The sequence below is a fragment of the Microvirga brassicacearum genome, from assembly GCF_008757455.1.
In the GTDB taxonomy this organism is placed as follows: domain Bacteria; phylum Pseudomonadota; class Alphaproteobacteria; order Rhizobiales; family Beijerinckiaceae; genus Microvirga; species Microvirga brassicacearum.
Genome location: NZ_VCMV01000077.1, coordinates 70,948 through 94,944 on the forward strand (window position 1 = coordinate 70,948; position 23,997 = coordinate 94,944).

Annotated in this window: 28 protein-coding genes; 8 read left to right on the forward strand and 20 right to left on the reverse strand. The window is 56.4% G+C overall.

The genetic code is table 11. The features are described 5' to 3' along the window. Positions 1-2: 2 nt before the first annotated feature. The 18 genes from FEZ63_RS23685 to flgF form a co-directional block, all read right to left on the reverse strand. Positions 3-1,439 (reverse strand): flagellin N-terminal helical domain-containing protein, encoded by a 1,437-nt coding sequence (locus tag FEZ63_RS23685; RefSeq protein ID WP_150949701.1) that lies wholly within the window; start codon positions 1,437-1,439, stop codon positions 3-5. A gap of 318 nt (positions 1,440-1,757) precedes the next feature. After that, positions 1,758-2,615 (reverse strand): CheR family methyltransferase, encoded by an 858-nt coding sequence (locus FEZ63_RS23690; RefSeq protein ID WP_150949703.1) that lies wholly within the window; start codon positions 2,613-2,615, stop codon positions 1,758-1,760. Further along, a complete protein-coding gene (locus tag FEZ63_RS23695) occupies positions 2,615-3,703 on the reverse strand; it encodes a protein-glutamate methylesterase/protein-glutamine glutaminase (RefSeq protein WP_244622961.1) in 1,089 nt (362 codons plus the stop codon). The genes FEZ63_RS23690 and FEZ63_RS23695 overlap by 1 nt, the downstream gene beginning before the upstream one ends. Positions 3,704-3,820: 117 nt before the next feature. Beyond that, positions 3,821-4,270: a hypothetical protein gene (locus tag FEZ63_RS23700; protein ID WP_150949708.1), complete on the reverse strand. Its 450-nt coding sequence runs from the start codon at positions 4,268-4,270 to the stop codon at positions 3,821-3,823. Then, positions 4,267-4,653, reverse strand: a complete 387-nt coding sequence (locus FEZ63_RS23705) for a flagellar protein FlgN (RefSeq protein ID WP_244622962.1) — start codon at positions 4,651-4,653, stop codon at positions 4,267-4,269. The genes FEZ63_RS23700 and FEZ63_RS23705 overlap by 4 nt, the downstream gene beginning before the upstream one ends. After that, entirely contained in the window at positions 4,654-5,160 is a 507-nt protein-coding gene (locus FEZ63_RS23710; protein WP_150949710.1) for a rod-binding protein, read from the reverse strand. A gap of 32 nt (positions 5,161-5,192) precedes the next feature. Beyond that, positions 5,193-5,609 (reverse strand): hypothetical protein, encoded by a 417-nt coding sequence (locus FEZ63_RS23715; protein ID WP_150949713.1) that lies wholly within the window; start codon positions 5,607-5,609, stop codon positions 5,193-5,195. Positions 5,610-5,611: 2 nt separating this feature from the next. Then, on the reverse strand, positions 5,612-6,367 hold the full coding sequence (gene fliR / locus FEZ63_RS23720; RefSeq protein ID WP_150949715.1) for a flagellar biosynthesis protein FliR: 756 nt from the start codon (positions 6,365-6,367) through the stop codon (positions 5,612-5,614). Beyond that, positions 6,364-8,439, reverse strand: a complete 2,076-nt coding sequence (gene flhA / locus FEZ63_RS23725) for a flagellar biosynthesis protein FlhA (RefSeq protein ID WP_150949717.1) — start codon at positions 8,437-8,439, stop codon at positions 6,364-6,366. The genes fliR and flhA overlap by 4 nt, the downstream gene beginning before the upstream one ends. Before the next feature lie 231 nt (positions 8,440-8,670). After that, positions 8,671-8,937, reverse strand: a complete 267-nt coding sequence (gene fliQ / locus FEZ63_RS23730) for a flagellar biosynthesis protein FliQ (protein WP_150949720.1) — start codon at positions 8,935-8,937, stop codon at positions 8,671-8,673. After that, entirely contained in the window at positions 8,937-9,335 is a 399-nt protein-coding gene (flgD, locus tag FEZ63_RS23735; RefSeq protein ID WP_150949722.1) for a flagellar hook assembly protein FlgD, read from the reverse strand. The genes fliQ and flgD overlap by 1 nt, the downstream gene beginning before the upstream one ends. Positions 9,336-9,352: 17 nt before the next feature. Then, on the reverse strand, positions 9,353-9,772 hold the full coding sequence (gene flbT / locus FEZ63_RS23740) for a flagellar biosynthesis repressor FlbT (RefSeq protein WP_150949725.1): 420 nt from the start codon (positions 9,770-9,772) through the stop codon (positions 9,353-9,355). After that, complete coding sequence (flaF, locus tag FEZ63_RS23745) at positions 9,769-10,116, reverse strand: flagellar biosynthesis regulator FlaF (protein WP_150949727.1); 348 nt, start codon at positions 10,114-10,116, stop codon at positions 9,769-9,771. Before flaF ends, flbT begins: the two co-directional genes overlap by 4 nt. 13 nt (positions 10,117-10,129) lie before the next feature. Beyond that, on the reverse strand, positions 10,130-11,173 hold the full coding sequence (locus FEZ63_RS23750) for a flagellar hook-associated family protein (protein WP_150949730.1): 1,044 nt from the start codon (positions 11,171-11,173) through the stop codon (positions 10,130-10,132). Positions 11,174-11,175: 2 nt separating this feature from the next. Next, on the reverse strand, positions 11,176-12,639 hold the full coding sequence (gene flgK / locus FEZ63_RS23755; RefSeq protein WP_150949732.1) for a flagellar hook-associated protein FlgK: 1,464 nt from the start codon (positions 12,637-12,639) through the stop codon (positions 11,176-11,178). Between the two features lie 26 nt (positions 12,640-12,665). Next, complete coding sequence (locus tag FEZ63_RS23760) at positions 12,666-13,892, reverse strand: flagellar hook protein FlgE (protein WP_150949735.1); 1,227 nt, start codon at positions 13,890-13,892, stop codon at positions 12,666-12,668. A 134-nt stretch (positions 13,893-14,026) separates the two neighbouring features. Next, entirely contained in the window at positions 14,027-15,349 is a 1,323-nt protein-coding gene (fliI, locus tag FEZ63_RS23765; RefSeq protein WP_150949737.1) for a flagellar protein export ATPase FliI, read from the reverse strand. 1 nt (position 15,350) lies between these two features. Further along, positions 15,351-16,076, reverse strand: a complete 726-nt coding sequence (gene flgF / locus FEZ63_RS23770) for a flagellar basal-body rod protein FlgF (protein ID WP_150949739.1) — start codon at positions 16,074-16,076, stop codon at positions 15,351-15,353. Between the two features lie 225 nt (positions 16,077-16,301). On the opposite strand from flgF, the gene motA reads away from it, so the two are divergent. From motA to FEZ63_RS23810, 8 genes are all read left to right on the forward strand, one after another. After that, positions 16,302-17,183, forward strand: coding sequence for a flagellar motor stator protein MotA (motA, locus tag FEZ63_RS23775; RefSeq protein WP_150949741.1), 882 nt, complete (start codon positions 16,302-16,304; stop codon positions 17,181-17,183). Between the two features lie 2 nt (positions 17,184-17,185). Continuing rightward, complete coding sequence (locus FEZ63_RS23780) at positions 17,186-18,118, forward strand: flagellar motor switch protein FliM (protein WP_150949743.1); 933 nt, start codon at positions 17,186-17,188, stop codon at positions 18,116-18,118. Then, positions 18,099-18,410, forward strand: a complete 312-nt coding sequence (locus FEZ63_RS23785; RefSeq protein WP_150949745.1) for a hypothetical protein — start codon at positions 18,099-18,101, stop codon at positions 18,408-18,410. The genes FEZ63_RS23780 and FEZ63_RS23785 overlap by 20 nt, the downstream gene beginning before the upstream one ends. Before the next feature lie 12 nt (positions 18,411-18,422). Beyond that, entirely contained in the window at positions 18,423-18,773 is a 351-nt protein-coding gene (fliN, locus tag FEZ63_RS23790; protein ID WP_150949747.1) for a flagellar motor switch protein FliN, read from the forward strand. A 14-nt stretch (positions 18,774-18,787) separates the two neighbouring features. Continuing rightward, complete coding sequence (locus FEZ63_RS23795) at positions 18,788-19,819, forward strand: flagellar motor switch protein FliG (RefSeq protein WP_150949749.1); 1,032 nt, start codon at positions 18,788-18,790, stop codon at positions 19,817-19,819. Between the two features lie 17 nt (positions 19,820-19,836). Next, positions 19,837-20,904: a flagellar biosynthesis protein FlhB gene (flhB, locus tag FEZ63_RS23800; RefSeq protein WP_150949750.1), complete on the forward strand. Its 1,068-nt coding sequence runs from the start codon at positions 19,837-19,839 to the stop codon at positions 20,902-20,904. A 164-nt stretch (positions 20,905-21,068) separates the two neighbouring features. Continuing rightward, positions 21,069-21,407, forward strand: a complete 339-nt coding sequence (locus FEZ63_RS23805; protein ID WP_150949752.1) for a hypothetical protein — start codon at positions 21,069-21,071, stop codon at positions 21,405-21,407. 39 nt (positions 21,408-21,446) lie between these two features. After that, positions 21,447-22,133, forward strand: a complete 687-nt coding sequence (locus FEZ63_RS23810; RefSeq protein WP_162419833.1) for an AprI/Inh family metalloprotease inhibitor — start codon at positions 21,447-21,449, stop codon at positions 22,131-22,133. 29 nt (positions 22,134-22,162) lie between these two features. On the opposite strand, the gene FEZ63_RS23815 is transcribed toward FEZ63_RS23810, so the two are convergent. Next, positions 22,163-22,777, reverse strand: a complete 615-nt coding sequence (locus FEZ63_RS23815) for a transglycosylase SLT domain-containing protein (protein ID WP_244622963.1) — start codon at positions 22,775-22,777, stop codon at positions 22,163-22,165. Continuing rightward, positions 22,692-23,885, reverse strand: coding sequence for a flagellar hook-length control protein FliK (fliK, locus tag FEZ63_RS23820; protein WP_162419834.1), 1,194 nt, complete (start codon positions 23,883-23,885; stop codon positions 22,692-22,694). The genes FEZ63_RS23815 and fliK overlap by 86 nt, the downstream gene beginning before the upstream one ends. Between the last annotated feature and the right edge of the window lie 112 nt (positions 23,886-23,997).

A 23,997-nucleotide genomic window follows, 5' to 3' on the forward strand; every position in this document is an offset into this window, starting at 1 on the left:
TCTTACTGGAAGAGCTTCAGGATCATCTGGCTGTTCTGGTTTGCGATCGAGAGCGCCTGAACGCCGAGCTGCTGCTGCGTCTGCAGAGCCTGGAGGCGGGTCGAAGCCTCGTTCATGTCGGCGTCAACGAAAGCGCTCACGCCGGCAGTCAGCGAGTCGGACAGAACGCCGACGAACTCTTCCTGGGTCTCCAGCAGAGCCTTGTTGGCGCCGAGCATCGCCGAGCCTTCGCGAAGGTCGTTGATGGCACGATCGACCGACGCGAGTGCATCAGCCACAGCGATCTGGCCATTGGTCGTGTCGACGCCCTTCGTCACATTCTTCATCGTCGCTTCAACGTCATTTGCTACGTTGACAGCGGTCAGGCGAAGCTTGCCGTTATCATTGGTTGCGATCACCGAGGCGCTGACGGCAGAGTCCGCATTCATCGAGGAGACGAGCTCATCGATCGACTTCTCCGACCCGATCTTGAAGGTCGAGACGGTCGTACCGCCGTCAACCGAGAACGAAATCTCGTCGCCGTTCGACAGCTTCGCGGTATCCACCGTCAGTTCCGAGAAACCAGCGACGGCCGGAGGACCAGCAGCCGCAGCGGTATCGGCGCTGACAGTCGTGTCAGCAAAACTTCCGCTGACGTCCTTGCCGGAAGTCAGCGAGGTCAGGCGCAGTTTGCCGTCAACGACCGATGCCTCAACCTCAGCGCCAATCGTCGCGTCGGCGTTCAGGTTGGCGGCGAGCGTAGCGAGGTCGGTATCACCAGCGACAAGATCATAGCTGATCTCAGTGTTGCCGGAGACTTTGACCCGCAGCGTGTCGCCAGTTGACAGATCCGCCGCAGAGATTTTGACATCGGTGTAACCCTGAGCGTTCGGAGGGTTCGCAATGTCAATGTCCGACACGGCCTTGAGAAGTCCGCCCGTGGGGTTGGCCGCATCATCGAACAGCTGGACCTTCGAGGTGTCGATATCGAGCGTGTTCACCTTTTTGGCTTCGCCGTCATAGGACGTCACCAGCTTGACGGTTCCGGAATCGCCGTTCAACCAGTTCTGGCCATTGAACGAAGCCGAAGATGCAGCGCTCTTCAGGCCGTCGATGCTGCCCTTCAGCTCGACCTGGATCGCGTCGAGGTTAGCACCGGGGTTCGAGCCGGCAGTCAGCTTCTCTTTCATCTTGTTGAGATAATCGAGAGACTTGCTGATGGCCGAGGTGTTGGTGTCGAGCATCGCCTTGCTCTGCTTGATCGAATCCTTAACCGCGCCGAGAGCGCCGTTGTCGGACTTCATCTTGGTAGCAATGGACCAGTAGGAAGCGTTGTGCGAAGCCTCGCCGACGCGCAGACCAGTCGAGATCTGGCCTTGGGTCTTGGAAAGAGCGCTCTGGGTCGACTTCAGCGACTGCAGGGCGGTCAAGGCAGAGAGGTTGGTATTGATCGAAGCCATGAGGATTTACCCGTTTGAAAAATTGGAAGGATTTTCAGGCAATGTCGGAATCAAACCGACTCAGCAGAAGAGCTTCATGCATCGAACAAGGTTCGATCTGCTGTTCATGACATCCGGGCTGTCCGGGACTCTGGTGTAGCATCATGCTGGGCTCCTGATGAGGAGCCAACCAAAAGTGCGTAATGCGAAGATGAAGTGGGGAAGATTCCGCCGCAACATCTGCGTCTTTTTTTAATATGAGAAAAAATTATTCCGGTCAACAGGCGTATAAAAAAATTATTAAGTTTTGGATTTATGGTTATCGAGATGACGCTCTGATCACATGGAGCCCGCCAGAAGCTTGGTTGGCGCTCCAATAGCGGCGTCTCCGGCCTTCGTATAAAGTCCGCGGTGAGATGAATCCGAGGAAAATAGATCGCTAACGCCCAGGACGGTTTCGGAAGCCCCCATCAAGAGGGCGCCGCCAGTTGCCATGGCGCGCGAAACCCGTGAAAGAACGTCGCGCTTGGTATCCAGATCGAAGTAAATAAGCACGTTGCGGCAATAAACGATGTCAAACTGGCCCATCCGCGAAAAATCTTCTATCAGATTGAGATAACCAAAATCCACCATTTGCCTGATTTCTGCGGAAATCTGCCAATGATCCCCGTGTTGCTGGAAGTATTTTGTCAAAAGCCGAGGTGGTAAGCCGCGCTGGACCTCAAACTGATTATAGATTCCTGTTTTTGCCTTCTCGATCACATCCAGCGAAATGTCCGTCGCGGCGATTTCGATCTTCCATCCTGAGAAGCGTGCGGCCGCCTCCTTTAGTATCATGGCGATCGAGTATGGCTCCTGGCCGGTGGATGCAGCCGCACACCAGATCCGAAGACGCCGAGTTTCGGCACGGTCTTTTAAAAAGCGGGGGAGCAGGGTGTTTTCGAGAATTTCAAAGGGCGATTTATCCCGGAAAAAAAAAGTTTCATTTGTCGTCATCGCCTCGACGACGGCCTTTTCCAGCTTCTTTTGCGTTCCCGATTTAATTTCGCGACAAAGCCTGGAAAGGCTTTCCAGGCTAAAACTCTCGCAAACCGGCCTAAGCCGGCTTTCCGCCAAGTACCGCTTGTCGCGAGCAAGAGACAGGCCCGATTGGGTCTTTAAGAAAGCGCGCAGAACGTCGAACTCGAGATCAGTCATCACACGGGCTTTTTGATTATGCTCTTTACGAGCGGACCAAGGGCTTCAAGTGGAAGTGTTTCGCGAGCCAGGCCCGCTCGGGACACGCTGCCCGGCATTCCCCAGACGATGCTCGTCATCTCATCCTGAGCCAGGATGGTGGAGCCGCTTTGTGCCAAGGCGCGAGCACCATGGGTTCCGTCGGACCCCATTCCAGTCAAGATTATTGCCAGCGCGGAAGCTCCGAAAACAGCGGCGGCATCCCGAAACAGAACGTCGACAGCGGGACGGCAGAAATTTTCCGGCGCGCCATCGTCGAGCCGGATCACGGGCTTCCCGTTGATGACCGCAAGACCCATATGCCTTCCGCCCGGCGCGACGAGAATTGTTCCGGGAGAAAGAGCGTCGCCGTCCCTCCCCTCTCTGGCGGGAAGTGACAGAAGACTCTGGAGGTGCTCGGCAAACACCGCCGTAAACATCGGCGGCATATGTTGCACGATGAGAATAGGCAGACTCGCAGCAGCATCTCCGAGATCGCTCAAAACTCTCTCGATGGCACGAGGACCGCCGGTAGACGCGCCAATCACAAGGCACTTGGGCCGAACAGGAGGCATCTTCAGCGGCGCCGATTGTGAAGCCGGCGGCGCCGCAGGTGGTTTTACGTGCCGGGTCTTCGTAGCACCAAGGGCGCGCAATTTTTGAACGAGATCGTGCTGGAAATCAGCCAACGCGCCGGCTACGCGCGAGCTTTCCGGCTTCGGCAAGTAATCGACCGCGCCGAGAGACAAGCACTTCAGCGAGATCTCCGCGTTGCGCTGCGTGAGCGTTGAAATGACGATTATTTTTGCGCTCGGCTGAACCTTGAGAAGCAACGGCAGCGCCGTCAATCCGTCCATTTCCGGCATTTCAAGATCAAGCAGAACGATATCCGGCTTGAGGCGCTCCACACTTTCAACGGCGACGCGGCCATTGCCTGCGGAACCCACGACCTCGAAACCGCCCGACTCACCAAGCCATCGGGTAATAAGACCCCGAATCACCGCGCTGTCGTCCACAACCAAGATTCTGATCGGCGGTGTCACCGGAAGCGATACTTTATCAACGGGCATGGGCATAAAACTTCTCAGGAGATCAGATCGAGCGCAGCCCGGTTCGATAGCGCTCAGGGTCGATGAGAAAGCAAGCCTGTCATTTGACAGGCTTGAGACAGAAAAATACCTGATCGCCTAAGACCGGATATCAGTTTTATCCACGAAATTAATATTCTCGAGAAGGATCTCTTTAACAATCTCGGAACCGAGGCGCTTATTCACGGCGGCGCGCACGTTGTCGATCATGGCGTTGACATCATACCGCGAGAGTTTTTTGAAATCGAGACTTTCATCGGAATAGATGTAACGGAACGTCTCATCTTGAAGGAAGGCTTCGGCCGGAACTGATATCTGGCGGAGCGTTTGTGCATCCGCCGTAAAAACCATGTTGGCCACGACGTAGCCCTGGACAGCACCTTCGGCAATGATCGGAATATTGATGACGGGAAGCTTCTTGTATTGCAGGCCTCCCAGATAATCAGTCTTCTCAGGCGCGCCACTGGCCATCGAATACGTCATCGCGCCGTAGCAGGATCCGAGGGCGATTCCGCAAACCCAGAAGCCGGCAGCGATGTTCCTGATCATGCGCTCGCGCCGGCATGCGTTAACGGCGCCGAATATGTGCCATCGGAGTTGGCGCTGTGAATGGCGCCCGAAATGATCTCAGAGACCTCTTGAGCAGCCCGCATGTAACGCGCCAGTATGTCTTGATTGATCTCAAGCTTTTCGCGAAGCTCTGCAAATCGCTGTGTCAGCTCCCCGGCAAGCGATCCTTCGTTCGTGGAGCGGATCAGACGGGTGATCTCGAGCAGGCTCTGGCTTTTTCTGCGGTTGAATTCCGACAACGCCGTCAGATCCCGCGCCAGGAGCGCCGCGTTCTCCTGTTCAATCGTCTCTGCGAGCCGATCCAGCGATTTTGTTAGCATGTTTGTGTTCCTCATTTGAGCCAAGACCGCGCCTCGATTCACTTACACGTTCTTAGGAAAATTTTTAATCGAATCTGATGGGACCGGCTGCGACAAAAGAGGGCCGTGGTTTTCCGCCTCACGAGACGCCAAAATTTTGCTGGCAATTCCGACACCGCCCGCCTTGGCTATCTGGGATCCGAGTTGCTCAGCCATCATCGACTTCCAGATGGCGCCAGCGTTACCCTTGCCGAAAGTGTTCTCCGCATTCTTGGGAAGCATCGATTCGATAAAGGTCTGAAGCACGAACGCCTCGAACTGTTGATAGGCCGCCTTGTCTTTCGTCTCGGCCGAAAAAGCAGGGCCATTCTTTAACGTGTTCCGCAACGAGTAGATGTCGGTACCACCGAACGCCATCCGAGTTCCGGCCGACTCGAAGGCCGCATCAAAACTCGCGCCATCGACTGCACTCGCACCTTCGGAGAGCTTCTGCGCAGCCGCCTGATATCGCGCCGGGTCAGCCGCGCGTGCAACATCATTCACAATATCCGACGGCAGCGTAATTGCCATGCGACGTTTCCCAACTCCCGTTCACCAGGAATCTATAATCCGCGTAGCTTTCCGGAGGCTTGCGTCTCTCGCCCCATCCATGAGTCGAGGATCTCCAGCAGATCGTTTTTTTCCGTCGTCCGACGATCGGTCTCACTGAGAGCGGCAGCCATCCTTTCCGTTCGCTTGACTTGCATTGCACGCTGCAACGTTACTTCTCTCTGCGTCACTCGCGCCACCTCGACCTCTGCTGCTTGCCCGGCAAGATTCTGGAGGCGCTTCGCAGCCGCATCCACAAAAAGTCCGTAGAGATTCCTGGTGTCGCCCAAGGTCTCGATCAGCGCACTCTGACTCTGCTCCAACTCGCTCTTCTTTCGCTGCAGCTCAGCGAGCTTCCACTCCGAAATTGTTTGAAGCTGCCTTTGAACCCTGAGGATGCGGTCGATTTTTTCGGACCGTCGCTTCGTCATGATCAACCCTGCCTCAACCAGGTAGCGAACGCATCCATGAACAAGCTGATAAAATCCGTTATCAGAAAATACATGAGGAGCAGCCCGCCCAACATCACAAACGGTGTTGCGAGAAAGTAGACCGGGATCTGCGGCGTCAGCTTGTTGGCTAATCCGACAGCGAGGTTCACCACCACCGAGTAAATGATGAACGGCGAGCTGATCCTCAGCGCAAGGACGAATGCTGCCCCGATGCGATCTACAATCTGGATCAGGGAGAACTGGCTGCCAAAGCTTTCCCCGATGGGCAGTCTTGAATAGGAGGCAATGAGGCCGCGAAACAGCTCCCAATGCATATCCGAGAGAAACAGAACTGCGGTCGCAACCATCATGATCATCGTGCCGATCGCCGGAAGGGGCTCGGCATCGTCAAATGGCGTACCCGGGATGCTACCGAAGCCGATTGCCATTGCGGCGCCGGTCACAAGCGTCTGGAGTGCCATGAAATAGACGCGGCCGAGAAAGCCGATCGTCAGCCCCGTCAAGATTTCCGAAACAATCAGCCATAGGACCGCAAACGGCGCCTGACTTCCCAACCCGCTCTCGAATTTTCCGATTACCAACGGCGAGATCGCCAGCGATGTCGTCAGAGCGATGAATAACCGGACTTTCACGGCAATCCGGCTGCTGGAGAATCCCGGTATGACCATCAGGCAGGCGCCGATCCGGCAAAAAATCAGGAAAATTGCCAGAACCGTATCCGGCGTCGGTGCCGTCACGAAATGGTTCCCAGCGAGTTCACCTCGATTCCACGGGCAATTTCCAAGTGGGAGAGAACCGGAAGCGTCGAGAACATCCGCTCAATGATCATACGGACATAAGGCCTCGCGTCGGGAGCTGTTATGATGGCGAAATTCCGAACCTGCCCCATCCGCAGCTTGATCGCCTCGGACGCCTCGGCGCCAAATTGCTCGACCATTCTGGGATCGACATCAAACTCGACCACATCACCCTTGGCATCGCGTTTCAAACTCTGGTGAAACACCATATCCCACTTGTTGCCGAGACGAAGGATATTGAGCGCCCCGCCTTCGGCAAGGTCGCCACAGATCTGTTGCGCGATGCGCGTCCGCACATGCTCGACAAGCTGCTCGGCGCGCCGCGCGTAAGGCGCAACTTCTGCAATCGCCTCGAGAATGAGGTGAAGATTCCGAACTGACACACGCTCGGCGAGAAGCAGCTTGAGAACCGCCTGGAGACCCGAATACGAAATTTGAGACGGACAGATGTCGTCGAGGAGGCGCTTGTACTCCGGCTCCAGGCGGTCCAGCAGATTGCGCATATCCCGGTAGGACAAAAGCTGCGGTAGATTATTCCGGATGACTTCGCTCAAATGGGTCAACAGCACGGAGCTGCTGTCGACCGCTGCAAACCCCTGTCGCCTGATCTCGTTGGCATAAGCCTCGGAGACCCAAAGGGCCTTCATCCCGAAGGCCGGTTCTTTGATTTCATCGCCTGGGAGATCGGGCACCGGGCCCTCGCCGATGACCACCATCAGTTCGCCGGGGCGAACTTCATGGGTGGCGATGATCGTGCCGTGAATTTTCACCTGATAACATTTGGGAGCGATCATCAAACTGTCGGTCAGCTTGATCTCCGGGACCACGAAGCCATATTCCTGCGCGAACTTCTTGCGCATTTTGCTGACGCGGTGAACCAGGTCCGCCTGGGAATGGTTGAAGACCGACGCCAGATGCTTGCCAAGGCATAGCTCGATTTCCGACGTTTTCAGCGATTCCTTCACCGACTCGCGGGATTCGAGCAGCTTTTTCTCTTCCGCCTGCAACTGAACCGCCTGGACGCGCGCGGTTTCTTCGCCCTGGCGCTTCGGGATGATGTACGCGACAAAGCCCATCAAGAACCCAAGCACCGCGAACGGAACAAGTGGCAAGCCGGGAACGAGGGCGAAAATAAACATCAGAAACGACGCGACCCAAAGGGCCCGCGGATAGGCACTCAGCTGGCCGAGAACTGCTTGCTGCGCCTGACCGCGGGTTCCACCCTTGGAAACGAGCAGACCTGCAGCAAGCGAAACGACCAGCGCCGGAATTTGGCTGACAAGTCCATCGCCGACGGAGAGTTGGGTGAACACATCTGCCGCCTTCGACAGCGGCATGCCGTGGCGGGTGACGCCAATGATGATGCCGCCAAAGATATTGACGGCAATCGTGATCAAGCTCGCCACCGCCTCTCCGCGGACGAACTTCGATGCGCCGTCCATGGAGCCGAAGAATGAGCTCTCTTCTTCCAGTTCTTGCCGGCGTTTCTGCGCTTCCTTATCGTCGATCAGGCCCGCGTTCAGGTCGGCGTCGATCGCCATCTGCTTGCCGGGAATGGCATCGAGCGTAAACCGTGCGCCTACCTCGGCAATACGTGTCGCTCCCTTCGTGATCACGAGAAAATTGACTGTCACCAAGATAATGAAGACAACGATCCCGATGACGAAATCGCCGCTCATCACAAATCTTGAAAAGCCGGCAATTACGTGCCCCGCCGCATCGACACCTTTGTGCCCGTCCGCCAGAATGAGACGAGTCGACGCAATACCGAGAGCGAGCCGCAAAAGCGTGGCTATCAGAAGAACGATCGGGAACGCCGAGAACTCGAGAGGTTTTTGGATCCAGAGCGCCACCATCAGGATCAGTACGGAAAGCGCGATGGACAAGGCGAGGCCCATATCGATGAGCACCGCGGGAATCGGAAGGAACAGGATTGCCAGAATGGCGACGATGGCGCCCGCAAACGCCATGTCTTTGCCGCGATAAGGCTTAGGAGCCGCGAGTGCAACCATGTTATCTTTCGATCAGTTGGAAAAATCCGACTGAAGACACATGGACTTCCTAGCTTGCGCGAAGATGGCGTGTCGCAACGTGCACTCTGCCAACTGGATATGCATTGGCCACCAATATCCGGCGCACGGTCAGAGGCAATTGCCAGGAGCCACGAGCCATGGATTTGCTACTTGGACAATGGGTCTGCGTTCCGCGCTTTCGCGCCAATCATATGGCAGGAGATGCCGCAATCAAAACCCGGTCGCTATCCGGCCATAAACCGTTTCGGTAAATGCAAAAATCTGGGACCCAACGAAAGACCCGGTTAAAAGCACCACCAACAGAATAGCGATGATCTTCGGGATGAACGTCAGGGTGACTTCTTGAATTTGCGTCAGGGCTTGAATGAGCGCAATCGATATACCGACTACCATTGCGGCCGCGACGGCTGGTCCCGCGCCGATGATCACGGTCCAAATCGCCGCCCGCACAATTTCAAGCGCATCGACTTCATTCATCAGCTGATCGCGATGCCAGAACCCAGGACAAGCTCCTTGCCATTGGCGAGCATAGCGACGACACCATCATCGAAGATCCGTACCGACTGGACCTGACCGGAGATCGTCCCGTCCGCCGATGTTACAGTGCGGCCGATGATCGAGTTCGCCTGAGCCAGGGCCGAGGATGAAAGGAGCGCATCAAGCTTCGAATTTGTCTTGGTCTGCTGCTCCACCTGCGAGAACGTTGCCAGCTGGGCCATGTACTCGGTCGATTCCATCGGCGCCGTCGGATCCTGATTTTTCATCTGGGTCAGAAGAAGCTTGAGAAAGTTGTCGTAGCCAAGAGCCGGAGCGGAGGTTTTGGGGGAGTCGGAGCGCTGCAACGCAGACGCGTTATTTATCGCCGTGATATCCATTCCTTCAATCCTCCAGATTAGGCTGCTTGGTGGGAAGCTGTGCGGTCAGTCCCAACTTTGAGATCGTCAATTTCGAAGAGCCCACGTATCATTTTTAAAGCCTCGAAAGTACGCCCGGTTTCGACCAGCTCGCCAACCGCTCGAAGCGCTTCCGTCACCTCATGGTCGGCATGGAGCGCCAGAAGCGAAGCGAGAAGCTGGCGGAACATGATCATCGTCTGCTCTGTCGTGGCCGGGCTAATCAACAAAGCTTGAGCGACGAAGTACAGCTGACGGGTCGGCGTGGTGGCATCCTCGACCTGCAAGACATGAGATTCGAGCAGGAAGCGCGCGTCGTTCAGAAGACTGAGCATCACCTTTTGGTTCACGGTCAAGACCGCGCCATTGATGAAGATCCGTTCGCCAGCCTTCAGCGAAAACCGCATCGTCGCTTTCATTTCAACCCATCCCTGATCATCGCATTAATGTCGATTACCCCCGCAACGTTCGATGACTCGCCGCGTACGATCATGTTCGTTTCCTTGATCACCCAAAGGCCAATGGAGATGATCTCGCCCTTCAACTGGTCCGAAAGACCGTTCCCCGGTGACCCCAGATCCTGGAGAAGGAACGTCCATACCTTTTGCACGAACGCGACAGCATGAATCATTTGCACCGATCCCGGCTCGGCGCCGGCTGCATCTCTCAGCATCGTGATAGCGCGGTCGAAGAGCTCGTATTCGCGTTGCCGGCACTCGTTCGACGAGTCTTCGACTGCTTCGGCATATGAAAATCGATACATCACGAGTTCCAAATTAGAGGTGGTTGATCAGGCTGAGATTTCGCAGTTGCGCCGTCAGGGAAAAGGAAAGCTGGATCTGTGTTGAGAGCTGGTCGATTCGGATTTTGGCTTCGCCGGGATCGACCCCCTCAAGCTTTCCCAACTTTTCATCGAAGATCGACTTCTGAATATCCATCCGATCGTTCGCGCTCTCGAGCCGCTCCTTCGCCATCCCGAGCGTTGCCTCGAGGTCCGCGACGCCCGTCGATGCTCCTGCGAGTGTCGACACAACCTTCGAGATCAAGGCTTCTCGCGTCGTTTCCTTCAGTCCTGCAACCCCGAGATCAAGCGCCATGGCGTAAGCCATCGCGATGTCCTGAATCGCCTGCTCGTTTGCATTGACCGAGGTTGCGATTTTGTCGGCGGGAGAGATCAGGCTCTGGATGTTCCTGCTCGATGCCGAGGACCAGTTGTTATCCCAATCTGTACCTCGGAATAGATTCTTGAATGCACCATCCAAGAAAGTGTTCATGGCGGCTGGCTCGATCAATGCAGCAGCCGGATCATTCTGGGGGAAACCAAACTCGGCAAAAAAAGCATTATCAATGGCAATCTTTGCAGGTGACGTTGCAGAATACTCACCGATCGGCTTTTGCTTGGTGTTGATGCCACCAAAGATATACTGACCGTTTGTCGATTTGTTCAAGCCCGCGATCAAGCCGTCGAGGTTCGCCTCTGCCTGATAGACGACAACAGCCATGTTCCGTTCGGCCAATGGCGTTGAAATCAGGGTATTCATGAAGTGATCGGCAGTTTCCCTGATTCGCTGAAGCGATGAACTTGACGAATCCAGGCGAACTTTCACGGCCGCATTGCTATCGATGAGCGTGTCGAGCTCCGCTCTTTCCTGCCGAAGCGATATGGTTTCGCCGGTCCGGTAACCAAGCCTCAAGCCCACATCCGTATCGCGCCCCGTGACCAGCTCCTTGTTGGCCTTGATCAGATCATTCTGCATCTTGTCAAGGTTTGTGCGCGGCGAATTCCAAAGTGAGGCCGTCGAAATGAAGGTCGTTTTCATCTTTAACCTACCATGTTCAGGAGGGTCTTCATCATCTGGTCGATGACGGAGATCAGCTTCGCCGAGGCTGCGTAGGATTGCTCAAGCTGAAGCATATGAGCAGTCTCCTGATCCATATTGACGTCGGTCGCGTTGGAAAGGGCCTCCGACGCCTGTGCAAGAAGCGTGTTTTGGTAGGACACGTCGCTTGTGGCTTTCTGGCGTACGCCCTGAAGCCAGCTTGCTGATGCGGTGGAGAAGCCGCCGAGCGTGGAGGTCGCACCGAAACCGAACGCGGCGTTGAAAGGCCTGTCCGTTTCCATGGCATCCTTCAGTCCGTAAAGGCGATCCGAAAAGGCAGTATCGCCCGATGCCGCTGGATTATAGCGATACGCACCTCCGTTGATGCCGCCGTCGCGGATCACGTCGTAGCTACCGCCCTGCGCGGGGTCGACCACGCTGTTGATTTTGAGCAGCGCAGCAAGACCGACCGTGGCGGGAAGCGTTGGAACGCCGGTTGCTCCCGCATAGGTGAAGACACCGGGAGCATCGGGCAGGCCCGACGCACTTTGGTCGGATTCCGCGAAAGCCTCGATCAGGCCTCTCGCAAGATCATCCAGCTGGCTTTGATAATCGACGGTAACATCGTCGCGCAATGTCGTTTGGCCAACGAGATTGCCGGAGTTCAACGGCATCGGGGCACCTGCGCCCGTCACTTGAATCCCATCGATGAAAACCGCGTTCCCGGTTGTGTTCGGCCCGTAGACGGTTGTCGGATCAAATGTCACCGGACGCGCGGTCCGCTCAAAAAGAGGCACCCCGCTATCTGTATAGAGGGCAATATCCCCCCCCTCACGATGCACCACGGTAACGCCAATCTCCTCCGAAAGCTGAGCAATCAAACCGTCGCGATTGTCCAGGCTGTCAGTAACATCGGCTCCGATCGCGTGTCCCCGCATAACCTCACGATTGACGCTGTCGAATTTGGTCAGAAGGTCATTGATGCGTGAAACAGAGTTCGAGATGGAAACATCCGCTGCTTGGCGGATAGCTTGCACTTGCGACGTCGCTTGGTTGAGGGTTGTCACGAGATTGGACGCGGATGACAAGAACGCTTTCGCCATCACGTCGCTGTCAGGTGACTTCGCATAATGTTCAAGCGAGGTCATCAGTGCGCCGATCCGCGCTGCCGGCGACTCCCCGAGATCCGTATCTCCAACGGTCGCATTGAGCTTCTCAAGGCCCAGAAGCAGCGCTTTCTGAGTCGCTGCGTCTGAGGTTGAACTCAACATTTTTGTATAGAGAGCAATATCGCTTGCCCTCGCAACCGTGACCCGGGCCGCGCCGCCTTGCGCCACGAGCGACGCAATCTTTCGGGAATATGTCGGATCCGAAGCACCCGCTGTGTTGCGAGCGACCACAGAAATCTGAGACTGGGTCGCCTGCAGCGAGGAACGGGCGGTGTTGAGCGCGACTGACAAGGCCATAAAGGAATTCCCGGAGAAAAGAACAGTTAGCGCTTCAGGCTCATCAGAACATCAAGAAGTTCGGAACCAGTTTGGAACACCTTCGAATTCGCCGTATAGCTGGTTTGCGCTTCGATCATGTTGGTCAGCTCGGTGCCGATATCCACATTTGAACCTTCGAGAGCGCCAGACGTGATGGTGCCAAACCCGCCGGATTCCGGGTAGCCGATCTGGTATCCGCCGGACGAGATGCTCGCCTCGTAGACATTCCCCGCTTTCGGGACGAGGTTGTCAGGGCTCGGAACGGTCGCCAACGGAACTTTGTAGGCAGGCACTCGCGTACCGTCTTCGTAGACCGCATACACGGTTCCATCGGAACCAAAGTCTGCACCCTTCACGGCCGAAGGCGCGTTGCCGTTGGCAGAGCCAGTGACATTGTAATCACCGGCGAGCTGCGTCATGCCGGCCATGTCAAGCGTGAAGGCCGCCGAGCCATTAGGAATGGCGAAAGTCATGGAACTTGTACCCGTCAACTGCCCGTTGACATCAAAGGCAAGAGACTGGGGTGGCGTCATCGGAGTCGCCGGAAAATTGCCCGGGATGTTCCCATTGTAGATCGCAACCTCCCAGGTGTTCGCGCCGACCTTCGTCATGTAGATATCAAGTTTGACTGAATTGCCGACATTATCGAACGTCTGCAGGGATGATTTCTTGCTATAGTTCGCAGATGCAGGTGGTGGCGTCGCGATGACAGCGTCGTTGTACGGAAGATTGCCGGAAAACTTCCCGGCAGTGGTTCCTGTCGCCTGCATGCTCATCGACGCGATGTTGACCGGCACCATGTCCGTCAGGCTGTTCAGCGACGGCGTCGCATTGCCGTTTGCCAGGCTGTATCCCATCAGCGTGAAGCCGGACGCATTGACCAGGTTCCCGGTCGGACCGTCGACCACGAAGTTTCCGGCGCGCGTCAGGTAAGGAGAACCCTTCGGGTCGGAGACGACGAAGAAGCCATTGCCGGAAATCGCCAGATCTGAACCGGATGTCGTATAGGAGATGGCGCCTTGATCGGCGATTGCATAACGAACCGTGCTCGTCACCGAACCTGAATTGTAGGCGCCTTTGCTCGAGGGCAGAATGAGAGACGAGAACTCGGTCGAAGCACGCTTGTAACCATTCGTGTTCGCGTTCTGGATGTTCTCAGCGACGGTGCCCAGTTTGTTCGACTGAGCATTCATGCCGGACACGCCGCTGCGAAGAACGCCGTAAAGACTCATGTAAATCTCCCATTTCTTCTGGTCGCACATAAACACGATGTGGCTTGTGCGAAGCTGTATTCCTGAAACGCACCGGCACATTTGGCCGCGTGCAGCAAGAATATATCTGCGAGTCTGTCCCGCAGATCTTCACTTCAGTGTTTCAAGGATTGAGCAAGATCCAGGAACGCGTCCTTGCTCGTGGGCATAGAAGGATCCTGCCGAAGCGCGTCATATATTTTTGGAACAATGACGACCGCTTGATCCAACTCAGCGTCGCCGCCTTGCTGATAACCACCCATGAGCCGCAGGTCACGAGTATCCTCGAACCGAGCAATGAGACCCCTCAGACGTCGCACAAGCTCCTTCTGATCGGCTGTCCATACGTGTTCTGCCAACCGGGAAATGGAACCCAGCACATTGATGGCCGGGTATCGGCCCTGGTCGGCAATCATGCGGTCAAGGACGATATGACCATCCAGAGTGCCGCGGATGTTGTCGGCGACAGGATCGTTGTGATCATCGCCATCAACCAGCACCGAGAATATCCCCGTGATCGAGCCATTCGCGATCTCGCCCGGGCCGGCTCGCTCGAGAAGTCGCGGGAGGTCGCTAAAGACGCTCGGCGGATAGCCGCGAGCGACGGCCGGCTCGCCGGCGGCAAGCGCCACGTCCCGGGCGGCATGAGCATAGCGCGTCACGGAATCGACGATCAGCAGAACCGAATCTCCTCGATCGCGGAAATATTCGGCGATCAGCATGGCCGTTCTCGGCGCCTGGCGGCGCATCATCGGGCTCTCGTCGCCGGTGGACACCACCATCACCGATTTATGTAAGTTCGAGTGAATGGGGCCGTCGAGAAATTCGCGCACTTCCCGGCCGCGCTCTCCAACAAGAGCCACGACAATGGTGTCGAATCCTTCGCTTTTGGCGAGCATGCTCAGAAGGGTTGATTTGCCCACACCGGATCCGGCGAAAATTCCGATCCGCTGTCCCTGGCAGATAGGCGTAAAAAGGTCGATCGCTCGAACACCTGTCGCCAAGGGCTTTGTCACACGCGCCCGCTTCATCGCCGATGGCGGCGAGGCTTCGCTCGACATTGCCTTTGGCCCCTGTGCCAAACGCTTCAGGTCGTCCAGCGGTTCTGCAAGCGCGTTGATGATCCTGCCCTTCCAGCTCACATCCGGGCTTAGCCTCATATCGCCGACAAAAAATGCAGGCATTCCGATGCTTGTGTCGCTGCTTCCACTGAAGAGTTTTACGATCACGCCATCGTCATCAACGCGGACGACCTCGGCGATCTGCATGTTCCCAGGCGATCCGAGACCCACGCCGTCCCCAAGCTTTACAAACTGCGAAAGCCCTGTAACTCGGCAATAGCCTGCGGTTATTTCCCGGACCACACCACTGATTCGAACTCTCCGGAATGTCGCTCCTTCGGAAGCCGCAAAATTTTCGAGCGTTTCAAGAGCGTTCATCTCAGCTCGCCGGCCCCAAAGTCCGTATGGCGCTCATCAACGTACCTTCGGTTTCTTGAATCGTTGTCGAAGCGCTGTCGAAATTCCGCTGAAGCGCGATCATTTTGGTCATTTCCATGATCGGATTGACGTTGGATCCTTCGCTGAATCCCTGCTGTACAGAGGTTGAGGTGAAATCCTGCACAGATTCACCCGGCGCGCTTGAGAGAACTCCCGAGCTCCCGAAGCGAGACAGCGTACTTTGCTTACTTAAGAAGAACAGGCCAAGAACTCCCACCTGGTTCTGATCCTGCGTGATGGTGCCGTCTCGACCGATCGCCGGCGGACCTCCGTTCGGGTTAAGGGCGATCTGTGCTCCACCGGCGTCAAGCACGGGATAGCCATCAATCGTTTGAAGATCGCCGTTCTCTGTGATTTTCATGCGACCATCCCGCGTATAGGCGGTGCTGTTCGGGGTCGCGAACGAGAACCAGGCGTCGCCCTGTATCGCAACGTCGAGCGGGTTGTCGGTCTTCGTTACAGCGCCAGTTCGCCGGGAAATGAAGTTCTGGCCAGAGGAGGCAAACGCCACGTCTGTTTTACCTACCGTCGACAGTATCTCTTCAAATTTTATCTCATCCGCACGGAAGCCGCCGGTATTCATATTCGCAACGTTGTTCGCGGTCGTATTCAGACGCTTTTCCATCGCCACTTGCGCCGATAGAGCCACATAAAGCGCAGATTGCATCCAAGAACTCCAAAAACCGAGCGGCTCATTCCATCGTGCCGATGCGCGGCCGACCTTTGACGGCGACCTGATGGCTTCTGCTAAAGGATAAGCCTTGCACGAGGCTTGCCTCCCACGATTAAGTTATCGCCTCCAATGCCAGCTCCGGCAAAATCCCAGCTACACGCAAGCCTCGTGTTTTATGCCGCTTCGACGCTTCCGTAATTTGCAAGAAGGGCTTCACCGTTGGGCGCTTTAATCGGTCTGGTCATCGCCATCGGCTCGCTTCTCGGTGGCTTCATGGCGATGGGAGGCAAGCTCGGAGTTATCTGGCAGCCTTGGGAATACGTGATCATCCTTGGGATCGCGGTCGGCACCTTTATCATCGCCAATCCAATGGTTCTGGTGAAGGATGCCGGAAAGGCGTGCATGGAAGCCATTGGCGGAAAAGTTCCGAAGCGAGCCGATTATCTGTCGATCCTCGGACTTCTGTACGCACTCCTGCGCGAACTTCGCAGCAAGCCTCGGAATGAGGTCGAGCGCCATATCGACCTGCCTCAGGAATCCGAGATATTCACCGCGTTTCCGTCGGTACTCAAGGACAAGGAATTGTGCCTTTTTATCTGTGACTATGTTCGCCTCATTATCATCGGCAATGCTCGCCCCCACGAGATCGAATCTCTGATGGAGCACGAAATCATCACGCATAAAAAGGACAGCCTGAAGCCCTATTATGCCATCAACACCGTAGCCGAGGCCCTTCCGGCATTGGGCATCGTGGCCGCCGTGCTTGGGATCGTGAAAGCCATGGGAGCTATCGATCAATCGCCGGAGATTCTCGGTGGTCTCATCGGCGCGGCGCTTGTCGGCACCTTCGCGGGTATTTTTATTTCTTATGCGCTTCTTTCTCCCCTCGCTTTGAAAATCAAAGCCACACGTGACAGCCAAACTCGCGTGTACGTCATCGTGAAACAAGCCTTGATTGCCTACATGAACGGCGCGCTTCCGCAGATTGCCGTCGAGCATGGCCGGAAGGGCATCTCGAATGAGTATCGCCCTTCAATCGATGAGGTCGAAGCGGCAACGACTTCCGGCAGCCGTGTCGAAGACGTCAAAGAAGCAGCCTAGACATGCAAAGCGGCTCACACAGCGCAACTGATATACGCGACAAGCTCCTGGACGCGGCTGGCCTCTCACTGGACCGGCTGCCGATGCTTCACGTGATTTTTGACCGCATGTCGACGACCTGCGCCGAATATCTTCGTCACAAGGCGGCGTCCGCCATGTACTACTCCTTGAGTGGAATCGAGAGCGGCCGCATCGCAGAGATTCTGGAGATGTACGAATCGAATGCGGTGGCAGCCATCTTCCATGCGCCTGACTGGGACAGTCACATCCTGATCGGCTTTGATCGCGACTACATCTACACCATGGTCGAGGTGCTCTATGGATCGGACGGGTCCGAGCCTCCCGTGGAAGAAGGCCGCGGCTTTTCCAGCATCGAAATGAAAATGGCGCAATCGCTATTCGAGCAGGTGGCGAAGGCGCTCCAGGCCTCGTTCGCGATCGTGGCGGACACCCGGTTCAAGCTTGAGCGCCTCGAGACTCGTATGGATTTCGCGGTCATCGGGCGCCGCAACAACCAGGCAGTCGCAGCGAAATTTCTTGTCCAGGCACTTAATCGCGGCGGCGAGATGTTCGTGATCATTCCGCAATCAGCGCTCAACCCCTTGCGCAAGGTGCTTGCCAGCGCGACGACGACTGAGTCGACCGGGCGCGACCCGCGATGGGCAAAGCAGATCAAGACTGAAGTCAAGAAGACTTCGGTGACGTTGACCGCCGTGCTTGAAGAACGGGCCCTCACGCTTGATGAACTTGCAGGACTGAAGGTGGGCCAGATCATCGAGTTGCAGGCGACCCCCCGCTCTCGCATAAAGCTGGAAGGTAACCAGCAGGGGCTGTTCTGGTGCAATATCGGGCAGTCGGATGGCTCATACGTCCTGAAAGTTGACGCTCTTATCGACCAGAAAGAAGAGTATCTCGATGATATCCTCCCTCGCTAACACAATCCTGTTTGTGGCATTGGTCGCGACCAGCCTGATCGTCGTCGTGATGTACCGCAAACTCAAGAAATTTGAGCTCTATCACGCCGAGTATAAGATCATTTTTGAGCAGACTGGAGCGGCTCTCAATGCGGCGCAGATTGCCGTCACGCGCTTCAGCACAGAAAGCAAGGATACGCTCGCGGCGCTCGGGCAACGCGTCGACGAAGCGAAAGTACTGATTTCCGAAATCGATGGGCGAACGGATCGCGATCGAAGCCGGTCGAAACCTACCGTGACATTCAATTCGTAAGGACCCTTCGCAATGACCCAACCCGAGCCCTTCGGCGAACCGATTTTCGAAACGATACAGGACAAAACCGGTCTTGCCGGCGATAAACTTGGATCCGGGCGCAATCTGGATTCCATTCTGCGCATTCCGGTCATGATCCAGGTCGTTCTCGGCAAGGCGACGATGCCGGTCGCCAGTCTTATGAATCTTGGTCGCGGCGCCATCATTCCGCTTGATCATCGGGTCGGAGAACCCGTCGACATCGTCGTGAATGGCCGCGTTATCGCCCGAGGGGAGGTCGTCGTCGTCGAGGACGACAACTCTCGGTTCGGAGTTTCCCTCACCGAGATCGTTGGCCCACCGGCCAGCGAAATTAACAGCTAAGTCAGGTTCGGCTTATGTCTCTCGGCATCTCCGCTCGACCAGCAGGTCCAAAAGTTCTGAAGGGGCCGGAGCGCGTCGCAGCGCTTCTTCTCGCAATGGGAAAGCCCGCCGCGAGCAAGGTTCTTCGCCATTTTTCTCCCGACGAGATTCGCGCGGTTACGAAGTCGGCGGCGCTCCTTGGGCAGGTCTCGACGTCGCAGATCGAGGCTCTGGTCGAGCAGTTCGCCGCGAATTTCTCGAGCGGAACAGATCTCATCGGCAACGCGAGCGAGATCGAAAAACTGCTCAGCGGTATTTTGCCGCCCGACCAGGTCGCCGAGATCATGAGCGAGGTCATCGGAAATGCCAACCGTAACATTTGGGAGCGCATCTCAGGTGTATCGGAGAACGTCATCGCGTCGTATCTCATGAAAGAGCACCCTCAGACTGCCGCTCTTATTCTGTCGAAGGTGAAACCGTCTTGCGCCGCAAAAGTCATGGCTCAGATGCCGCCTGGATTGCGCAACGGCCTGATGCGTCGAATGCTCAGCATGAAACCGATCGTCGACGAGACGATGAAGAACATCGAGGCGACACTTCATGAGGATTTCATGGCGAATTTTTCGAAAAACGCCGGAGCCGATACTCACGTCAAGATGGCGGATATCATCAACAAGATGGAACGCGATCACATGGAGGATGTGCTAAGTGATCTGGCGACCATACGACCGAAATCGGCCGAGATTCTGAAGGGGCTTCTCTTCACATTCGACGACATCGTCAAGCTGACGCCCAAGGATCGCACGACAATGTTCGACCAGATTCCTCCGGATCGGGTCGTCTTGTCGCTCAAGGGCACGGGAGAGGAGTTCCGAAAAATCGTTCTCAGTGCGTTGTCGTCACGCGTTCGACGCATGGTGGAGCACGAACTCAGCGGGAAGGACCCGGTGCCTCAGAGAGATGTCATCGATGCCCGCCGCGCGATTACCGACCTCGCTCTCGAGATGGCGTCGCGTGGCGAAATCGTCATCAATTCGGAGAACGAAGACGAAGCGTCCGTTTTCTGATCTCGTGAGAGCGCTGTATGTCTGAGGAAGCCGACAAGGAGAGCAAGACAGAAACGGCTTCTGACAAGAAGATTCGAGATGCGGTCGAGAAGGGAAATATCCCCTTCTCGAGAGAGGCGCCGATGTTTGCCTCTTTCCTGGCATTTCTGCTCGTCCTTGCATTTGCCACCAGAAACAACGTGAAAGGGTTGACTGAGAAGTTGTCACTTTTCATTGACCGGCCACAGGATTTCCGGCTCGAAACTGGAGCTGACGCCGCCATTCTGGTTCACGCTGTCGCTGCTGAGGTGGGCCTATTTCTCGTTCCAATCATCGCACTTCTCGCGAGTTGCAGTCTCGCGGCGTCCCTCTTCCAGAACGTTCCGAGCATCGTGACCGAGAGGATCCGGCCGAAGTGGAATAAAATTTCTCCGGCTGCAGGCTTCACTCGGCTGTTCGGGCGCCAAGGGCAGGTTGAGTTTTTGAAATCCGTCTTCAAATTCGGGACGGTTACCGTCGTTGTGCTCCTTCTCCTCAAATCGGAGCAGTATAAGGTTATCAACTCGATGTTCAGCGATCCGACGCTTATTCCGGAAATCATGCTGAGCATGGCCATGCGGCTGGTATCGGCTATCTCGATTGCAACGATCGTCCTTGTCGCCGCCGACCTCATCTGGGCGCGTGTGAAGTGGAACCGCGATCTGCGAATGACCCGGCAAGAAGTCAAGGATGAGCACAAACAGATCGAAGGCGATCCGATGGTCAAGGCTCGGATGCGATCGATTGCTCAGGATCGTTCGCGCAAGAGGATGCTTTCAGCCGTGCCGAAAGCCACCTTCGTCATCGCGAACCCCACGCATTATGCCATTGCGCTTCGCTATGAGCGCAGTGAGTCCAGCGCGCCCATCGTTGTCGCAAAAGGGCAGGATTTCATCGCATTGAAGATCCGCGAGATCGCTGAGAAGAATGGCATCCCGATCATCGAAGACAAGCCTCTCGCAAGGTCCATGTATGACAGTGTCCAGGTGGATCGCATGATCCCTCCCGATTTCTACAAGGCTGTGGCGCAAATCCTGTTCTACATTCTCACCAGGTCGAAGAAATGAGTCGTCCGCGGAATGACTTAGTTCCTCCGGTTTCGCCGGAGAACCTCGATATTCGCGTCTGTGAACGGATTTTGGCGTGCAGCCTCAGAGACGTCATCGGAGATCTTTGCCTGGCAGACGCAGATATCATAAAATCTTATGTGGCAAAGCAACTGCATGGGAACATGAATGAGATTGTGACGTCGTCAACCGAGCTTTTCTTCAAGAACGATACGCTCACCTATGCGCGCGCCGCCGATTTCAACGTCGGGTGGACGACAGCTCCCAACGTCGTCCTCGACATGGAATTCGCGCACGGACCCGTCAGCGTCTTCTTCAAGCTCGTCCTCGGCGACAAGTATGCGGCCGTTGAAATTGTCCAACTTGTTTTGAGCGAGCACAGTGCAGAGGATCTATTCGACGCGGCCGCTTTTGCTCTTGTGCTTGCGTCGGCGAGGCTGCAGCCCCTATCGCGCCGTTTCATGCACCTTTCTCATTGCCTGAGAAACGTCACTCAACACTAAGCTGATAAGAGAAACGGCAGTTTCGCCATGCAGAGAAGATTGTCACTACCTATCTTGGTCGCATCCGCCGCCATGTTGTCCGCCTGCAATACCAGCGATTATTATTACTACTCGACGGGCCCGTGGGGTCCTCGATCCGTTTACCGCGCTTATCCCGAATACGATGCGCCTTGGGGTGGCCCCAGTTTCGCAACCGCCGAAATTCCGCCGCTCTATATCGATGGTGGCGGTGTTGATCCCAGTGTCCGCCGGGTCCCTGTGCCCGCCGGACGCTTCGAAGTGCTGCTCCCACCTGATCCCGTCCCGCCCGGTCCGGCGCCCTGGCAATATGGCTCCCGCACAAACGACGCTCGGCAGGACGCACAGAGCACCGTCTCACCGACGCCATCGTTATCGCAGAAGATGGCTCACTCCAGCGCGCCAGCGTCTCCAGTTGTGAGCGCTCCCACGCGGGCCTTCGCCTATGCGGGCAGTTGGAAGGCCGTCGACGGCAAGGGAGCGTCTTGCAAAATCAATCTCTCGTCCGCGCCAAGCCTGGACCATTATAAGGCGTCCGCTTCGGGATGCTCGGACTCAGATCTGAAGAGTGTGAACTCCTGGAGCTTCGGCAATACCGAAGTCATCCTCTATGCACGCGGGAAGGTCGTCGCGCAGTTGTCGGGCCAGGAAGCAAACCTTGAGGGAGCGCTTGCCGGCAGTCGTCGCAGCCTGAAAATGACGCGCTGAGGCGCCGTTAGAGAGATCAGGCGTGACCCTCAAGTGTCGCAGAATGTTCGGGCGGGCGGTGTCCACCGGCCAAAGCCGGTCGCTACCATATTGGAGATAACCCTGCATACGTAACGCTTCTGTGCCGGATTGTTGTCCGGCCCGGCATGATAGCGCGCCACCGCCATCGTCCAGGACTCGTGTCGCCCCTTCAATTCCTTCAGGAAGCGTGCGGCGTATTCGACGTTGTCCCGCGGATTGAGCATGCTGTCCAACGAGGTGAATTTCTCGCGATGAAAATGATGATTGATCTGCATGCAGCCGAGATCGATCAACTTTGCGCCGCCGCGACGGGCCGCCTCGAATCGCTGTTTAGCCTCTAACGAGGTGCTCGCGAAATGAGCCTTGCCTTCGATGTTCATTGCATATGGCTGCAGGCTGCCTCTGCGCCCTGTCTCCGTCAGGCCGACGGCGTAGAGCATTCCCAACGGCACGCCGTACTTTGCCGAGGCTCGCTTCATCTCCATCTCACATGCCCCGCTGGGGCTGCCGGATTGTGCCGCACTGGAGCCGACAACGCTAAAGGTAGACCCCGTCAGCGCTGCGATTGATAGAACTGCGTTCACCAGCCATTTCGCCGCTGTCGTCCTTGCGATCATTCTCATGTCGTTCTTCACCTCTCTGGGGACGACCTTGCTGGCTCGCACCCTGCTGAAACGCCTCCTGCTGTGATTGTCCCAATGATTGTTGGCGCTGGGATTGAACCGGATCCAACTGAACCGACTCGGTTTGGCCGGAATGGATATTGATCGCTTCGGTGCGATAGCCGGATGCCCGCAGCAACGTGGTCAGTCTTTCCGAATCATGTTTCAGCATGCGTGCCGTCTCCTCATTCGAGACCTGCACGTCCATCTGGAGGTTGTCGCCCGAGAGTTTCAGCTTGATCGTAACGAGGCCGAGATCCGCCGGATGGAGCTGGATGTTCAGCAGCCTCACGACTGCTTCCGACGCACGCGCCGTCGCGACGAATGCCACTCCATCCGCGGGTAATGAGCGGCCCAAGCTGGACGCAACCGGCTTCGCCTCATCGACGATAGCACCCGCAATCCGCTCCAGCATGGCGGGAGCAAGGGAAGGTGGTCCATCCGATTTCGCCGCCGCCTCAGCTTTCGCTGAGCTTTCCATCGCGTGACCCGGTGGGTTTGCGGCGCTCTGGATGAAGCGAGCCTCGGGAGGACTTGCTGACGCCTTCGGCGACACTGCGTCACTCCGGGAAAGCTCCAGTCCGATGTCCAGTGGCTCCGCTGTATTTATTTGCTTCGCATCGCCTCGCGAAACCACGCTCGCGAAAGCCTCGTCCGAGCCCCCCTCAGCCACCGAAGGGCCTGTGTTTAGATTCATGTTTTCAGAAACAGGCTTGGTGGTGAATCCTTCGACGATAGGTCTGAAGTGCGCTTCCTGATGCCTTACGATCACATTCAGCGCCGCTCCCGATGAATTGAGCGCGCGCTCCTGGTCCGGCATGAGACCCGGCAGCTGAATCCCTGATCTGACAGTCGTCACATTGGTCGTGCCGGAGGTTTGGTTTTGAATGCCGCTGGCCCGATCGGCAATCTGAGGAAGCAGCTCGCTGAGAACCGTCTGAGTCGCGCTCGATGCTGCTGGAACAGGCTGGCTCTGGTTTGGCCCGGCGCCGTTATCAACGAGAACTGCTTTCAGAAGCTCACCAACCAGCCGATCGGTGCCTGACTGCTCCGGCGCCTGGAGCGTCAAGCTTTCGGTCGAAGACCCTTCTGATGTTTCAACCGTGATAGCAGCCTCTTGTGGGCCGCCTCGGCCGCCGAATGCGTGGGTAGCACCCGGCCCATGTGTCGATCCGTCGCCG

Excerpts from the sequence above, each read along its gene's own strand:
- FEZ63_RS23685 (WP_150949701.1), bottom strand. The coding sequence starts at position 1,439 with ATGGCTTCGATCAATACCAACCTCTCTGCCTTGACCGCCCTGCAGTCG.
- FEZ63_RS23690 (WP_150949703.1), bottom strand. The coding sequence starts at position 2,615 with ATGACTGATCTCGAGTTCGACGTTCTGCGCGCTTTCTTAAAGACCCAA.
- FEZ63_RS23695 (WP_244622961.1), bottom strand. The coding sequence starts at position 3,703 with ATGCCCGTTGATAAAGTATCGCTTCCGGTGACACCGCCGATCAGAATC.
- FEZ63_RS23700 (WP_150949708.1), bottom strand. The coding sequence starts at position 4,270 with ATGATCAGGAACATCGCTGCCGGCTTCTGGGTTTGCGGAATCGCCCTC.
- FEZ63_RS23710 (WP_150949710.1), bottom strand. The coding sequence starts at position 5,160 with ATGGCAATTACGCTGCCGTCGGATATTGTGAATGATGTTGCACGCGCG.
- FEZ63_RS23715 (WP_150949713.1), bottom strand. The coding sequence starts at position 5,609 with ATGACGAAGCGACGGTCCGAAAAAATCGACCGCATCCTCAGGGTTCAA.
- flhA (WP_150949717.1), bottom strand. The coding sequence starts at position 8,439 with ATGGTTGCACTCGCGGCTCCTAAGCCTTATCGCGGCAAAGACATGGCG.
- fliQ (WP_150949720.1), bottom strand. The coding sequence starts at position 8,937 with ATGAATGAAGTCGATGCGCTTGAAATTGTGCGGGCGGCGATTTGGACC.
- flgD (WP_150949722.1), bottom strand. The coding sequence starts at position 9,335 with ATGGATATCACGGCGATAAATAACGCGTCTGCGTTGCAGCGCTCCGAC.
- flbT (WP_150949725.1), bottom strand. The coding sequence starts at position 9,772 with ATGAAAGCGACGATGCGGTTTTCGCTGAAGGCTGGCGAACGGATCTTC.
- flaF (WP_150949727.1), bottom strand. The coding sequence starts at position 10,116 with ATGTATCGATTTTCATATGCCGAAGCAGTCGAAGACTCGTCGAACGAG.
- FEZ63_RS23750 (WP_150949730.1), bottom strand. The coding sequence starts at position 11,173 with ATGAAAACGACCTTCATTTCGACGGCCTCACTTTGGAATTCGCCGCGC.
- flgK (WP_150949732.1), bottom strand. The coding sequence starts at position 12,639 with ATGGCCTTGTCAGTCGCGCTCAACACCGCCCGTTCCTCGCTGCAGGCG.
- FEZ63_RS23760 (WP_150949735.1), bottom strand. The coding sequence starts at position 13,892 with ATGAGTCTTTACGGCGTTCTTCGCAGCGGCGTGTCCGGCATGAATGCT.
- fliI (WP_150949737.1), bottom strand. The coding sequence starts at position 15,349 with ATGAACGCTCTTGAAACGCTCGAAAATTTTGCGGCTTCCGAAGGAGCG.
- flgF (WP_150949739.1), bottom strand. The coding sequence starts at position 16,076 with ATGCAATCTGCGCTTTATGTGGCTCTATCGGCGCAAGTGGCGATGGAA.
- FEZ63_RS23780 (WP_150949743.1), top strand. The coding sequence starts at position 17,186 with ATGCAAAGCGGCTCACACAGCGCAACTGATATACGCGACAAGCTCCTG.
- FEZ63_RS23785 (WP_150949745.1), top strand. The coding sequence starts at position 18,099 with ATGATATCCTCCCTCGCTAACACAATCCTGTTTGTGGCATTGGTCGCG.
- fliN (WP_150949747.1), top strand. The coding sequence starts at position 18,423 with ATGACCCAACCCGAGCCCTTCGGCGAACCGATTTTCGAAACGATACAG.
- FEZ63_RS23795 (WP_150949749.1), top strand. The coding sequence starts at position 18,788 with ATGTCTCTCGGCATCTCCGCTCGACCAGCAGGTCCAAAAGTTCTGAAG.
- flhB (WP_150949750.1), top strand. The coding sequence starts at position 19,837 with ATGTCTGAGGAAGCCGACAAGGAGAGCAAGACAGAAACGGCTTCTGAC.
- FEZ63_RS23805 (WP_150949752.1), top strand. The coding sequence starts at position 21,069 with ATGAATGAGATTGTGACGTCGTCAACCGAGCTTTTCTTCAAGAACGAT.
- FEZ63_RS23815 (WP_244622963.1), bottom strand. The coding sequence starts at position 22,777 with ATGAGAATGATCGCAAGGACGACAGCGGCGAAATGGCTGGTGAACGCA.